This is a genomic window from Erythrobacter sp. NE805 (assembly GCF_046452355.1).
GTDB lineage: Bacteria > Pseudomonadota > Alphaproteobacteria > Sphingomonadales > Sphingomonadaceae > Erythrobacter.
This window is the reverse complement of sequence record NZ_JBKFDI010000002.1, coordinates 523,670-537,589: the sequence shown is the minus strand read 5'-3', so window position 1 is coordinate 537,589 and position 13,920 is coordinate 523,670. Positions and strand designations below refer to the sequence as shown.

Here is a 13,920-nt window from a genome sequence, read left to right as displayed (position 1 = left end):
GGAATGGCCGCACCCACCCGCTCTTTGATCGTCGCCATCTGCCAGGCCGCGCCGATCCCGCTCGATGTCGGGGCCGGGATCGACAAGGCCGTGGCGCTCGCCCGCGCGGCGGTGGAGAGTGGCGCGAGGGTAGTCGCTTTCGGAGAAACCGTTCTGGGCGGCTATCCCCTGTGGCTCGACGAGGCGCCGGGCGCGGCGCTGTGGGATCATCCGGGCAGCAAGGCGCTGCACCGGATCATGCTCGAACAGGCGGTGGTGCCGGGTGACGCGCGGCTCTTGCCCTTGCAGGAACTGGCCGATTCGAGCGGCGCGATCATCTCCATCGGCGCGCACGAGCGGGTGCGGCGCAGCCTCGTCAACAACCAGTTGACCTTCCGCCCCGGCCTGCCGGTGCTCGACCACCGCAAGCTGGTGCCGACCCACGGCGAGCGCCTGATCTGGGCGCGCGGCGATGGTTCGACGCTAGGGGTGCATGAGGCGGAGTGGGGCCGCCTCGGCACGCTGATCTGCTGGGAGCACTGGATGCCGCTCGCCCGCGCGGCGATGCATAATCTCGGCGAGGATGTGCACATCGCCGCCTGGCCGACGGTGCGCGAAAGCCACCAGATCGCCTCGCGGCACTATGCGATGGAGGGCCGCTGCTTTGTGCTGGCGGCGGGGCTGGTGCAGATGAAGGCCGACTTGCTCGATGGGCTGGAGCGGGTGGGCGGAGATGGCGCGGCGCGTGAGTTGCTCGAAGCCATCCCCGGCGACGTCCTCAACCGCGGCGGCTCCCTGATCGCCGCTCCCGACACCCGCGTGATCGCGCAGGCGGGCGAGGGGGAGGAGACGCTGTTCGCCGAGCTCGATCTTGCCGAAGTGGCCGAGGGGCTGGCGAACCTCGATACCGATGGGCATTATTCAAGGCCGGATGTGTTCGAGCTGACGGTCGATACGCGGGCGAAGGAGGGGGTGCGCTGGAGCGGAGAGGCCGATGTCTGAGGTGATCGACATCATGATCGCCTCAAGCTTTGCGACTTTCGTGTCTCTGTTGGCCGGAACCCTGACAGCGTCTCGCAAGCTCCCCAATTGGTGGTGGGGTGTCGCCATCGTGCCGCTTCTGTCCCTTGGCATAGCTTTAAGCGTGCTTCTCTTGCCGCGCCCCATTCCCGACGGGTGGCAGGAAGGCGACTTCGACGCGGGCCGCGCTGACTTCATCGCATTGGTGTTCTTCGGTGCCATTGTGCCGATTGCATATCTTGCAGTCGCCTTGCCAGTCGCGTTCGTGGTGCGGCTCTGGAAGGCGCGACGGGCCAAACCATGACCTTCGCCGCCACCATCCTCACGCTTTACCCGGAAATGTTCCCCGGGCCGCTCGGGCACTCCCTCGCGGGGCGCGCACTGGTGGAGGGCAAGTGGTCCTGCGAGACGGTGCAGATCCGCGACTTCGCCACCGACAAGCACCGCACGGTCGACGATACGCCTGCGGGCGGCGGGGCGGGGATGGTGCTCAAGTGCGATGTGCTGGCGCGGGCGCTCGATAGCGCTCCGGCGGCCGGACGCGCGATCCTCGCCATGACGCCTCGGGGCAAACCCATTACCCAACAGCGCATCCGCGAGCTTGCGGCCGGCCCCGGCGTCATCGTCCTGTGCGGGCGGTTCGAGGGCTTCGACGAGCGCCTGTTCGAGGCGCGGCCCGAGATCGAGCAGGTCTCCCTCGCCGATATCGTGCTCTCGGGCGGCGAGATGGCCGCGCTCACCCTCCTTGACGCTTGCATTCGCCTGCTTCCCGGCGTAATGGGCGCGCCTTCAAGCGGGACCGAGGAAAGCTTCGAGACGGGGCTCCTCGAATATCCGCACTACACCCGACCTCAGGAATGGGAAGGGCGCACGATCCCCGAAGTGCTGCGATCGGGGGATCATGCGAAGATCGCGGCCTGGCGCAAGCTCAGGAGCGAGGAAGACACTCGGTCACGCAGGCCGGACTTGTGGGAGCGTCACGAGGGCGCTCGGGTCCAGCCTGCCTCTGGCGCGCAGCATGAAACGAAGGAACCGGACCAGTGAACCTGATCCAGCAGATTGAAGCCGAAGAAATCGCGAAGCTCGCCAAGGACATCCCCGAATTCCGCGCCGGTGACACCGTGCGCGTCGGCGTGAAGGTCAAGGAAGGCAACCGCGAGCGCGTCCAGAACTACGAAGGCGTGGTGATCGCCCGCTCGAACCGCGGCATGGGTTCGAACTTCACCGTGCGCAAGATGAGCTTCGGCGAGGGCGTCGAGCGCGTCTTCCCGCTCTATTCGCCGATCGTCGAGAGCATCACCGTGGTGCGTCGCGGCGTCGTGCGCCGGGCGAAGCTCTACTATCTGCGCGGCCGCACCGGCAAGAGCGCGCGCATCGTCGAGCGCAAGGTCAACGCGCCCAAGGCGTAAGGCCTCGCAGCCAGCCAATCACGAAGGGCGGTCCCGCGGGGCCGCCCTTTTGCTTTGGGGCACTTGCCAAGCCCCCGCGTCATTGCGAGGAGCATCGGTGCGCTGCCCTTGCGGCGGCTCGCAATGACGAGGTGAGCTTTGGATGCGTTCGGTTCTTGCTGCGGTTGCCTTGGGTCTCTCGACCTGTCTGATGACACCGGTGCTGGCGGAGACGACCGCCGTGCCTGAAGCTGCCCCGACGCTGACCTTCGAGCGCGTCTTTGCCTCGCCCTCGCTCGACGGGCCCGCGCCGCGGCAGGTGAGGCTCTCGCCAGACGGGCGCTACCTCACGCTGCTGCGCAACCGCCCTGAGGAGCGCGAGCGCTACGACCTGTGGGGCTACGATATCGAGACCGGCGAGTGGCGGATGCTGGTGGATTCGGCCAAGCTCGGCACCGGGCGCGAGCTCTCCGAGGACGAGAAGATGCAGCGCGAACGCGCCCGCGTCGGCAGCCTCAGGGGGATCATCTCCTACCAGTGGGCGAGCGACGGCAGCGGGGTGCTGGTCCCGCTAGACGGCGACCTGTTCCTCGCGAAGCTCGACGGGACGGTGACCCGCCTCACCGATACCGAGGGCACCGAGTTGAACCCCGGCCTCTCGAGCAAGGGCGGCTATGTTGCCTTCGTGCGCGACCGACGGCTGTGGGTCGGCCCGGTGGGTGGGGAGGCGAAGCCTATCACCCCCGAAGGCGAGGCCGAGACGATCCGGTGGGGCGAGGCGGAGTTCGTCGCGCAGGAGGAAATGGCGCGGCTGCAAGGCTATTGGTGGAGCCCGGACGACAAGCGCATCGTCGTCCAGCGCACCGACGAGGCGAGCGTCGGCGTCGTCACCCGCGCCGCGATCGGCGCCAAGGGGACCAAGGTGTTCGACCAGCGCTATCCGGCGGCGGGCACCGACAATGCCGTGGTCGACCTCTACGTGATCGCCCCTGACGGCGCGAACAAGGTCAAGGTCGACCTCGGGCTCAACGCCGACATCTACGTCGCCCGCGTCGACTGGGCGCCCGACGGCAGCGCGGTCTACGTCCAGCGGCAGGACCGTGCGCAGACGAAGATCGACATGCTGGCGGTCGATCCCGCGACCGGCGCCGCGCGCATCCTCTTCACCGAGACCGCCGCGCGGCCCGACTACTGGATCAACCTTTCCGACAACTACCGCTTCCTCGGGGACGGCAGCCTGCTTTGGTGGTCGGAGCGCGACGGCTTCGGACATTTCTACCGCTTTGCGAACGGGCAGTGGACGCAGCTTACCCGCGGCACCTTGCCCACGACGACGCTCGTCGGCGTCGACGAGGCGGCAGGCACCTTCACCTATCAGGCGACCACGGACGTTCTCACCCAGCAGATCTACCGCGCGCGGCTCGACGGCACGGGGGAGCCCGAGCTGCTCACCGATCCCGCCTTCACCAACGCCGCCTCGATGGACGCCAGCGGCCGGCTGCTCTACGTCAGCCGCTCGAACCCCAACCAGCCGCCGCAGTCCTACCTCGCCACGCCCGACGGCAAGCGCGTCGCATGGATCGAGGAGAACCGGGTCGAGGGCGAACACGCCTACGCGCCCTTCCTCGCCGGGCACGCCGTGCCCGAGTTCGGCACCATCGCCGCCGAGGACGGGACGCCGCTCCACTGGATGATGCTCAAGCCGAAGATGAAGCCGGGCAAGCGCTACCCGGTGTTCTTCAGCCACTATGGCGGGCCAGGGCCGCAGATGGTCACCAAGGGCTGGGGCGGGGCGCTCGCGCAGGCGGTGGTCGACCGGGGCTATATCTATTTCGTGCTCGACAACCGCGGCTCGGCCAACCGCGGCGTCGATTTCGAGCAGCCGATCTACCGCGCGATGGGCGGGGTCGAGGTGCGCGACCAGAAGACCGGGGCGCTGTTCCTCAAGAGCCTCGACTTCGTCGACCCCGGCAAGATCGCGACCTACGGCTGGTCCTACGGGGGCTACATGACGCTCAAGATGCTCGAAGCCGACCCCGGGCTTTATGCGGCGGGCATCGCGGGCGCGCCGGTGACGCGGTGGGAGCTCTACGACACCCATTACACCGAGCGTTACATGGGCGATCCGCGCGAGGTGCAGGAGGCATACGACAAGGCGAGCGCGATCCCCGAGGCGACCAAGATCGCCGATCCGCTGCTGCTGATCCACGGCATGGCCGACGACAACGTGATCTTCGAGAACGCGTCGGAGCTGATCTCGGTGCTCCAGGAGAACAACGTGCCCTTCGAGATGATGCTCTACCCCGGCTACACGCACCGCGTCTCGGGGCCGAAGATCGGGCCGCACGTCTGGAACAGCATCTTCCGCTTCCTCGAGAGCCATGGGGTGACGCCGCCCGAATAGGTCTGCGACCCGCGCCTTAGCGGTTGCGCTGCGGGCAAGGGTCGCTATTTCGCAGCTGCGAAACTGAGGAGAATGCCAAGTGGGTTACCGGGTGGCAGTGGTCGGCGCGACCGGCAATGTCGGGCGCGAGATGATGCAGGTCTTGGCCGAGCGCGAGTTTCCGTGCGACGAGGTCGCCGCGGTCGCCTCGCCGCGCTCGACCGGGACCGAGGTCGAGTTCGGCGACACCGGCAGGATGCTCAAGTGCAGGAACATCGAGCATTTCGACTTCGCCGGCTGGGACATCGCCCTCTTCGCCGCAGGCTCGGGCCCTGCCAAGGAATATGCCCCCAAGGCCGCTGCGGCCGGGTGCATCGTGATCGACAACTCGTCGCTTTACCGCATGGACCCCGACGTGCCGCTGGTCGTGCCCGAGGTGAACCCCGACGCGATCGACGGCTACACGGCGCGCAACATCATCGCCAACCCCAACTGCTCGACCGCGCAGCTCGTGGTGGCGCTGAAGCCGCTCCATGATTTTGCGAAGATCAAGCGGGTGGTGGTCGCCACCTACCAGTCGACCTCGGGCGCGGGGAAGGCCGGGATGGACGAGCTCTTCGCCCAGAGCCGCGCGATCTTCGTCGGCGATCCGGTGGAACCCGCCAAGTTCACCAAGCAGATCGCCTTCAACGTCATCCCGCACATCGACAGCTTCCTCGACGACGGCTCGACCAAGGAAGAGTGGAAGATGGTGGTCGAAACCAAGAAGATCCTCGACCCCAAGATCAAGCTCACCGCGACCTGCGTGCGTGTGCCGGTGTTCGTCGGCCACTCCGAGGCGGTCAACATCGAGTTCGAGGACGAGATCAGCGCGAGCCAAGCGATGGACATCCTGCGCGAGGCGCCGGGCGTCATGCTGATCGACAAGCGCGAGGACGGTGGATACGTCACCCCGATCGAATGCGTCGGCGATGCGGCGACCTTCGTCAGCCGCGTGCGCGAGGATCCGACGGTCGAGAACGGCCTCACCATGTGGGTGGTCTCGGACAACCTGCGCAAGGGCGCGGCATTGAACGCGGTGCAGATCGCCGAACTGCTCGGCCGCCGCCACCTCAAGAAGGGCTGAGGCGCTTGCGGCTCGTTCTGCTCGCGCTCGCCCCCGCGCTGGTCCTCGCCGGCTGCGACAGCGGCGGGGTGCCGAGTCCGGCCGAGAAGCTCGAGGGCAAGGCCGCGCAGGCACCGCTCGCCGCGAACGCGGTCGAGCTGCGCGGGGAGGGGCTCGTCGCGGGGAGCGAGGCCTTCTACTTCGCCGCCGGGCAGACCGAGGTCGAGGCGGCGCTCGCGCGGGCGCTCGGGCCGATGCTGCGCAGCGGCGAGAATGCCGAGTGCGGCGCGGGGCCGATCACCTTCACCGACTATGGGGGTGGGCTCACCGCGCATTTCCAGCAGGGCCGCCTCGTCGGCTGGAACTGGCACGCCCCGCAGGACGGCGACGCCGCGGCGAGCGGGACGGTGAAGCTCGCCGGCAGCGTCCAGCTCGGCAGCGCCCGCAGCGTCGTCGAGGCCGCGCCGGGCTTCGCCACGGTCGAGGACAGCACGCTCGGCGAGGAATTCGCGCTCGGCAAGGCGATCGGCGGCTTCGTCGAGGGCGACGTGGTGGAGATGCTCTACGCCGGCACCCAGTGCTTCTTCCGCTGAGGCAGGCTACTCCGACAGGGTGACAGGCCCGGCCGGCCCCTTGTTCTTGCGCATCAGGAAGGCGAAGGGCGCGGCGGCCAGCGTGATCCACATCATCAGCCAGAAGTCGTCGATATAGGCGATCATCGCCGCCTGGCGCGTGACCTCGGCATTGAGCGCCACCATCGCCGCGTCGCCGACGATCTGGAAGCGGTCGACGGTCGAGAAGTCGACGATGCTCCCCGTCGCCGCCGTCACGTTGGCGCCGAGGTCGGCGTGCGCGGTCTGGATGTTGCGGGCGAGCAGCACGGTCATCAGCGAAATGCCCGCCGAAGCGCCCAGCGAGCGGAACAGGTTGAGGAGGCTCGACCCGTCGGTGCGCAGCCGCGGGTTCAGCGTCGCGAAGGCGCTCACCTGGAGCGGGATGAAGACGAGCCCCATGCCGAGGCCCTGCAACAGGCCGCTGACGATCACGTGGAACTCGTCGACCGCAAGCGACCAGTGCGCCATTTGCCACAGCGAGGCGGCGCAGATCACGAAGCCGCTCGCCACCACCGGGCGCGCGTCGACGCCGCGCCGGATCAGCAGGCCCGAGAGCTGCATCGACACCAGAATGCCCACCCCGCGCGGCATCAGCACCATGCCGGTGTCGATCACCCCGTAGCCGAACAGGTTCTGGAGCATCGGCGGCAGCAGCGACATCACCGCGAACATAACGATCCCGATCACCACCATGAAGGTGAGCGAGATCGTGAAGTTGCGGTCGGCGAAGAGCGCGCGCTCGAACATCGGCTCGCGGGCGGTGGCGAAGTGGACCACCACCATCCAGGTCGCGGAAAGGGTGACGAGGAGGTAGATCCAGATCTCGGCCGAGGCGAGCCAGTCCTCCTGCGCGCCGCGGTCGAGCAGCAGCTGGAAGGCGGCGAGCGCGAGCGCCAGCAGCGTGAAGCCGAGGAGGTCGAAGCTCCGCCGACGCAAGGGGCGGTGCGGCAGGCAGGTGACAAGCAGCACCAGCGCGGCGATCCCGACGGGCAGGTTCACGTAGAACACCCAGCGCCAGTTCGCGGTCTCGGTCAGCCAGCCGCCGAGGATCGGACCGAGAATCGGGCCGATCATGATCCCCATGCCCCAGATCGCCATGACCTGCGGGTGGCGGCTGGGGCGGGTGGCGTCGAGCATGAAGGACTGGCTCAAGGGCGCGATGAAGGCGCCCGCGACGCCCTGAAGGGCGCGGAAGGCGACCATTTCCTCGAGGTTCTGCGCGAGGCCGCACATCATCGAGGCGAGGATGAAGCCCGCCACCGAGCCGATGAACAGGCGGCGCCCGCCGATCCGGTCGGAGAGCCAGCCGGTAAGCGGCAGCGCGACCGCCGAGGCGATGATGTAGCTGGTCAGGACCCAGGTGATCGTGTCGACCGTCGCGCCGAGCGAGGACTGCATATGCGGCAGGGCGACATTCGCGATGGTGGTGTCGAGGATCTGGAGCAGCGAGGCGGCCATCGCGCCGACGATCATCAGCGGGTAGTTGCGCGAGGCGAGCTGCGGCACGTCGCCCGGCGGCGCTCCGGCTCCGGCTCCCGCACCCGCCCCGGCGGCGGGCGGCGCGGCAGCCGGGGCGGGTGCGGGCGTGCTCGCCATGTCAGCGCTTGCCGGTGAAGACGGTGACCTCGCTCGAGAGCCCTGCGATCAGGCGCCGCGGGCTCTGGCCGAGGATCGCGATCCGCACCGGCACGCGCTGGGTGACCTTGACCCAGTTGCCGGTCGCGTTCTGCGCCGGGAGCACCGAGAACTCCGCGCCGGTGCCCGCGCCGATCGAGGCGACCCGGCCCTTCAGGACGAGGTCGGGATAGGCATCGAAGCGGATTTCGGCGCGCTGGCCGACCGCCATGTCGGCAAGGTCGGTCTCCTTGAAGTTCGCCTCGACATAGGTCGAGTTCTCGCGGACCAGCGTGAGCACCGGCAGGTTGGGCACGGCCTGCTGGCCGACCTGGAGGCGGTCGGCCTGGGCGATGCGCCCGGCTGCGGGGGCGCGCACCTCGGTGCGGCGCAGCGAGAGCTGGGCGGTGGCGCGGCGCGCCTCGGCGGCGGCGACCTGCGGGTTGACGCCGGGCACCGCGGGACCGGTGGCGAGCCGCGCGCGCGCCTCGCGCTGGCGGTCCTCGGCCTGGCGCACCGCCTCGCGGGCCTGCACGACCTGCTGCTCGGCGGCCTCGTAGTCGGCCTTCGTCGAGAAGCCCTTCTCGCGCAGCGCCCGCACCCGCTCGAAGCGCGCCTCGGCGAAGGCGACGTCGCTGCGGGCGGCCTCGATGTCGGTGCCGGTCAGTTCGGGCGCGTTCCTGAGAGCGATGACGTTGGCCTGCGCGCTGGCGATCGCGGCATTGGCCTCGCCGATCTGGAGGCGGAAAGGCTCGGGATCGATGCGGAACAAGAGCTGGCCCGCCTGCACCTCGGTGCCGTCCTTGACCAGCACCTCGACGATCGGCCCGCCGACCTCGGCGCTGACCGAGACCATGTCCTGCTTGAGATAGGCATTGTCGGTCGAGACCTTGCCCGCGAGGCTCTGCCAGTAGAGGAGGGCGGCGAGCGCCAGCGCCAGCGGGACGACCAGCATCAGCCCCCAGCGGAGCCATGGGCGGCGGGTGACGGCCGCCTCGGCCTCGGGCGAGGCAAGCGGTGTGGCGGTACCCGGATCGGCGCTGCGGCGGGGATCGGCGTCAGCCATGGACCACCTCCGGCTGGCGCGCGGCAAGAATGTTGGCGGCGATCCGGTCGAGCAGCTCCGCGAAGAGAGCGCGCTCGGCCGCGTCGAAGCCCCCCAGCATTTCCTCGAACAGAGCCTCGACGCTGGCATTGAGCCGCTCGACGATGCCGCGGCTCTTGTCGGTGAGATGGAGGATGCGCGCGCGCCGGTCGGCGGGGTCGGGCTGGCGTTCGATCCAGCCTGCGTCCTCGAGCCGGTCGACGATGCGGGTCAGCGTGATCGGTTCGATCTCGAGCCGCTCGGCATAGAAGGCCTGGTTCTCGTTCGGGTGACGGTCGAGCGAGAGCAGCAGCCGCGCCTGCTGGCCGGTGAGGCCGAGCCCGCGCACGCGCTCGTCGAAGAGGCGGCGCAGCTGGCGCGAGTTGTCGGCGAGTCGGTATCCGGTGGCGATAATCATACGCCTCCATATAATAAGCCTGCTTAATACTCTCAAGCGCGCGGTGACACTGGCCGGGCGCCGCAAGCCGCGCTAGCAGGCCCGCATGACGCACCACACCGACCATTTTGCCAGCTTCGACGGCACCGACCTCGCCTTCCATGTCGCAGGTGAGGGAACGCCGGTGATCCTGCTCCACGGGCTGTTCTCCTCGGCCGAGATGAACTGGATCAAGTGGGGCCACGGCGAGCGGCTCGCGGCGGCGGGCTTCCGGGCGATCATGCTCGACTTCCGGGTGCACGGGCAAAGCGCCGCGCCGCGCGATCCCGAAGCCTATCCGCCGCGCGTGCTGGTCCGCGATGTCGCGGCGCTCGCCGCGCACCTCGACCTTGCGCCGGGGGAGTTCGACCTCGTCGGCTTCTCGCTGGGCGCGCGGACCGCCATCCATGCGGTCGCGCATGGCGTGCTCGAGCCGCGGCGCCTCGCGATCTGCGGGATGGGGGTTGCGGGGCTCGCCCACTGGGCGCGCCGCGCGGACCACTTCAAGCGGGTGATCGACGAGTTCGACACGATCCGTCCCGGCGACCCCGCCTACACCGCGCGCACCTTCCTGAAGTCGCAAGGCGTCGACCGGGTGGCGGCGCGGCTGCTGCTGGGTGCGATGGACGATTTCGACCTCGCGATGCTCGCCAACATCACCATGCCGACCGCGGTGATCTGCGGCGCCGAGGACCACGACAACGGCTCGGCCGAGGAGCTCGCCGCGCTGCTCCCCGATGCGCACTATATCGAAGTGCCAGGCACCCACATGAACAGCGTCACCAAACCCGATCTCGGCGAGGCGATCGCGGCCTTCCTGGCGGGTTGAGCGGGGCCGGGTTGATTCCCCGCGCGCGAGCGTTCAAACCTCGCGCCATTGCTCCTCTGACGGACGGGAATCCGCATCCATGAAAAACGCCTTCCTGCTGCACGGCGCCGCTGCCGCGCTCGCCATCGCCCCCGCCATCGCCATCGCCGCGCCTGCCGCTGCCGAGACCGCCGCTCCCGCCAGCCAGGCGGCCGCCGACCTGCCCTATCCGCTCACCCCCGAGGGCGCGGCGCAGTTCGTCGCGGCGGCGGAGAAGGACTTCTACGACTACACGGTCGAGGCCTCCCAGGTGAACTGGGTCAACAGCACCTACATCACCGAGGACACCGATGCGATGGCCGCGCGGATCAACGCGGTCGGCACCGAGAAGAGCGTGCGTTACGCGCTGCTCTCGGCGCGCTATGCCGCGATCCCGGGCCTTTCGGCAGAACTGAAGCGCAAGCTCGACATCATGCGCAACGGCCTCGTCCTGCCCGCGCCCACCACGCCGGGCGCGGCGACCGAATTGAACGAGATCGCCACCCGCCTCAACAGCCAGTACGGCAAGGGCAAGGGGACCCTTGGCGGCAAGCCGATCAACGGCAGCGACATCGAGGCCGAGATGGGCAATCCGGACCGCACGCCGGACGAGCTCAAGGAGATGTGGGTCAGCTGGCACGACAATGTCGGCGCGCCGATGAAGGACGATTACGCCAAGCTGGTCGGCATCGCCAACGAGGGCGCCGAGGAGCTCGGCTTCGCCGATGTCGGCGCGATGTGGCGCTCGGGCTACGACATGAAGCCCGAGGAATTCACCGCCATGACCGAGCGGCTGTGGCAGGAGACCAAGCCGCTCTACATCGCGCTCCACACCTATGTGCGCCGCAAGCTGAACGAGAAGTACGGCGATGCCGTCCAGCCGCGCACCGGCCCGATCCGTGCGGACCTGCTCGGCAACATGTGGGCGCAGGAATGGGGCAATATCTACCCGCTCGTCGCCCCCGCGGGCGCCGGCGACGTCGGCTATGACATCGGCGAGCTGCTGACGGCGCAGGGCAAGGACCCCATCGCCATGGTCAAGTACGGCGAGGGCTTCTACTCCTCGTTGGGCTTCAAGCCGCTGCCCGAGACTTTCTGGCAGCGCTCGCAGTTCACCAAGCCCGCTGACCGCGAGGTCGTCTGCCACGCCAGCGCATGGGATGTCGACAACAAGGACGACATCCGCATCAAGATGTGCATCAAGGTGAATGCCGACGACTTCGTCACCATCCACCACGAGTTGGGGCACAACTACTACCAGCGCGCCTACAAGGAGCAGCCGTTCCTCTACCTCAACGGCGCGAATGACGGCTTCCACGAGGCGATCGGCGATTTCATCGCATTGTCGATCACGCCCGAATACCTCGTCCAGATCGGGCTGCTGGGTCGCGACAAGGTGCCCAGCGCCGACAAGGACACCGGGCTGCTGCTGCGCCAGGCGATGGACAAGGTCGCCTTCCTGCCCTTCGGCCTGCTCGTCGACAAGTGGCGCTGGGGGGTGTTCGACGGCTCGATCAAGCCCGCCGATTACAACACGGCATGGGTGGGACTGAAGCGCGACTACCAGGGCATCGTCCCGCCCGCCGAGCGTCCGGCGACCGCCTTCGATCCGGGCGGCAAGTACCACATCCCGGGCAACACGCCCTATGCGCGCTACTTCCTCGCGCGGATCCTCCAGTTCCAGTTCTACAAGGCCGCCTGCGACCAGGCCGGGTGGAAGGGGCCGCTCCACCGCTGCTCGTTCTACGGCAACAAGGAGGTGGGCGCGAAGCTCGGCAAGATGCTCGAGATGGGTGCGTCCAAGCCGTGGCCCGATGCGCTCGAGGCCTTCACCGGCACCCGCGAGATGAGTGCCAAGCCGATGCTCGAATATTTCGCGCCCTTGAAGAAGTGGCTCGACGAGCAGAACAAGGGCGAGAAGGCGGGCTGGTGATGCCGAGCGGGGGGCGCATCCTTGTGGGGCTGGGCGCGCTGGCGGTCTTGGCCGCCGGGGCGCCTGCCGTGGCTGAAACTCCGGCGGGGGTGCTGTTCGTCGCGGGCAAGCGCGGCAACACCTTGTCGAAGATCGACCTCGCCACCGGCGAGGAGCGGCTGCGGGTGCCGAGCTGCACCAACCCGCACGAGCTCGCCGCCGCGCCCGACGGCAATCACGTCGCGCTCGCCTGCTACGGGGGGACGAGCGTCGACATCTTTGCCGTCGACACGCTCGAGAAGGTCGCGAGCATCGACCTAGGCGCGAACGCGCGGCCGCACGGGATCGTCTGGCAGCAGGACGAGGGCACGGGGCGCGACACGATCTTCGTCACCGCGGAAGGGCGCGGGGCGATCTTCGCGATCGACTATCCCCTCGGCGGGGAGCCCGACCTCACCGAGATCCCGACCGGCAAGGTCGGCTCGCACATGCTTGCGGTCAGCCCCGACGGGGCCTTCGCCTGGACGATGGACATGGGCTCGGGCACGGTCACGCTGATCGAGGTCGGGGACGCGCGCGCGCTGCGCTCCGCCGCGGTCGGGACCGAGCCCGAGGGGATTGCGCTCAGCCCCGACGGCCAGACCCTGTGGGTCTCCGCGCGCGGCTCGAACCGGGCCTTCGCGCTCGATCCCATGACCCTCGCGATCCGCGAGGAGGTCGCGACCGGACGCTTCCCCCTGCGCATCGCGGTGCGTCCGCAGGGCGATGTCGCGGTGACCTCGGAGCTCCAGGACGGGAGCCTCGGCGTGATCGACACGGCCACCGCGAAGCTGGTCCGCACCATCCCCGTCTCCGGCCCCGCCGAGGCCGCCGCGCGCCAGCAGGTGACGATCCTGTGGTCGAAGGACGGGGCGCGCATCTACGTCGCCGAGACCGGCAGCGACACCGTCGCCGAGGTCGATTATGCGCGCGGCACCGTGACCCGCCGCCTCAGGGCCGGCGAGGGCGGGGACGGGATGGCGATCCTGCCTTGAGGGCGCCGCGCGAACCGATGCTGGTCGGCTGGCGCGAGCTCGTCAGCCTGCCCGACCTCGGCCTTTTCGGCATCCCCGCCAAGATCGACACCGGCGCGCGCACCTCCTCGCTCCATGCGCGGGTGGTCGAGGACTTCCTGAGGGACGGGGAGCGCTTCGTGCGCTTCGCGGTCGACTGGGACGGGGAGCGGCATTTCTGCGAGGCGGTGCACGTCGACGTGCGCGGCATCACCTCCTCGAACGGCGAGGCGCAGACGCGCTTTGTCATAAAGACGCCGCTAAGGATCGGTAGCCTTACCTTCCGGGCGGAAATCAGCCTGGCGGACCGATCCCAGATGCAGTTCCCGATGCTGATCGGGCGCACCGCGCTCCGGCGGCGGATGGTGGTGGATAGCGGCCATTCCTGGCTGCAATCACCTGCGATAGCGCATAAGGGGCGCGTCCGCCGGTAGTGCGCTTTCCAGCCGGGGTCATCCCGGCGGTTCGGAAAGCGCGCCAAACAAG

General features: G+C 68.7%; 14 protein-coding genes. 11 read left to right on the top strand and 3 right to left on the bottom strand.

Going from position 1 to position 13,920, the window contains the following annotated elements:
• Positions 1–3: 3 nt before the first annotated feature.
• The 7 genes from ACLBKU_RS10555 to ACLBKU_RS10525 all read left to right on the top strand — a co-directional run bounded on the left by ACLBKU_RS10555 (position 4) and on the right by ACLBKU_RS10525 (position 6,468).
• On the top strand, positions 4–981 hold the full coding sequence (locus ACLBKU_RS10555; RefSeq protein ID WP_410179510.1) for a carbon-nitrogen hydrolase family protein: 978 nt from the start codon (positions 4–6) through the stop codon (positions 979–981).
• The gene (locus ACLBKU_RS10550; RefSeq protein ID WP_410179509.1) at positions 974–1,303 is read left to right on the top strand and encodes a hypothetical protein; all 330 of its coding nucleotides are present in this window, start codon (positions 974–976) and stop codon (positions 1,301–1,303) included. Before ACLBKU_RS10555 ends, ACLBKU_RS10550 begins: the two co-directional genes overlap by 8 nt.
• Entirely contained in the window at positions 1,300–2,043 is a 744-nt protein-coding gene (gene trmD, locus ACLBKU_RS10545; RefSeq protein ID WP_410179508.1) for a tRNA (guanosine(37)-N1)-methyltransferase TrmD, read from the top strand. Before ACLBKU_RS10550 ends, trmD begins: the two co-directional genes overlap by 4 nt.
• The gene (rplS, locus tag ACLBKU_RS10540; protein WP_410179507.1) at positions 2,040–2,408 is read left to right on the top strand and encodes a 50S ribosomal protein L19; all 369 of its coding nucleotides are present in this window, start codon (positions 2,040–2,042) and stop codon (positions 2,406–2,408) included. Before trmD ends, rplS begins: the two co-directional genes overlap by 4 nt.
• 142 nt (positions 2,409–2,550) lie before the next feature.
• Positions 2,551–4,791, top strand: a complete 2,241-nt coding sequence (locus ACLBKU_RS10535; protein WP_410179506.1) for a DPP IV N-terminal domain-containing protein — start codon at positions 2,551–2,553, stop codon at positions 4,789–4,791.
• 79 nt (positions 4,792–4,870) lie between these two features.
• Entirely contained in the window at positions 4,871–5,896 is a 1,026-nt protein-coding gene (locus ACLBKU_RS10530; protein ID WP_410179505.1) for an aspartate-semialdehyde dehydrogenase, read from the top strand.
• 5 nt (positions 5,897–5,901) lie between these two features.
• Positions 5,902–6,468, top strand: coding sequence for an aspartate-semialdehyde dehydrogenase (locus tag ACLBKU_RS10525; protein WP_410179504.1), 567 nt, complete (start codon positions 5,902–5,904; stop codon positions 6,466–6,468).
• A 6-nt stretch (positions 6,469–6,474) separates the two neighbouring features.
• Here the strand turns inward: ACLBKU_RS10525 and ACLBKU_RS10520 are convergent, their stop codons facing one another.
• Genes ACLBKU_RS10520 through ACLBKU_RS10510 form a run of 3 tightly spaced genes read right to left on the bottom strand, consistent with a single transcriptional unit; the run spans position 6,475 to position 9,605 of the window.
• Positions 6,475–8,085, bottom strand: a complete 1,611-nt coding sequence (locus tag ACLBKU_RS10520; RefSeq protein ID WP_410179503.1) for an MDR family MFS transporter — start codon at positions 8,083–8,085, stop codon at positions 6,475–6,477.
• Position 8,086: 1 nt separating this feature from the next.
• Entirely contained in the window at positions 8,087–9,169 is a 1,083-nt protein-coding gene (locus ACLBKU_RS10515) for an HlyD family secretion protein (RefSeq protein WP_410179502.1), read from the bottom strand.
• Positions 9,162–9,605 carry a MarR family winged helix-turn-helix transcriptional regulator gene (locus ACLBKU_RS10510; RefSeq protein ID WP_410179501.1) on the bottom strand — a complete coding sequence of 148 codons (444 nt, stop codon included), beginning with the start codon at positions 9,603–9,605 and terminating at the stop codon, positions 9,162–9,164. Before ACLBKU_RS10510 ends, ACLBKU_RS10515 begins: the two co-directional genes overlap by 8 nt.
• 85 nt (positions 9,606–9,690) lie before the next feature.
• Between ACLBKU_RS10510 and ACLBKU_RS10505 the strand changes: the two genes are divergently transcribed.
• From ACLBKU_RS10505 to ACLBKU_RS10490, 4 genes are all read left to right on the top strand, one after another.
• Positions 9,691–10,452 (top strand): alpha/beta fold hydrolase, encoded by a 762-nt coding sequence (locus ACLBKU_RS10505; protein ID WP_410179500.1) that lies wholly within the window; start codon positions 9,691–9,693, stop codon positions 10,450–10,452.
• 79 nt (positions 10,453–10,531) lie between these two features.
• Entirely contained in the window at positions 10,532–12,403 is a 1,872-nt protein-coding gene (locus tag ACLBKU_RS10500) for a M2 family metallopeptidase (RefSeq protein WP_410179499.1), read from the top strand.
• Positions 12,403–13,416: a YncE family protein gene (locus ACLBKU_RS10495; RefSeq protein ID WP_410179498.1), complete on the top strand. Its 1,014-nt coding sequence runs from the start codon at positions 12,403–12,405 to the stop codon at positions 13,414–13,416. Before ACLBKU_RS10500 ends, ACLBKU_RS10495 begins: the two co-directional genes overlap by 1 nt.
• Before the next feature lie 17 nt (positions 13,417–13,433).
• Entirely contained in the window at positions 13,434–13,868 is a 435-nt protein-coding gene (locus ACLBKU_RS10490) for an ATP-dependent zinc protease (protein WP_410179666.1), read from the top strand.
• Positions 13,869–13,920: the final 52 nt, after the last annotated feature.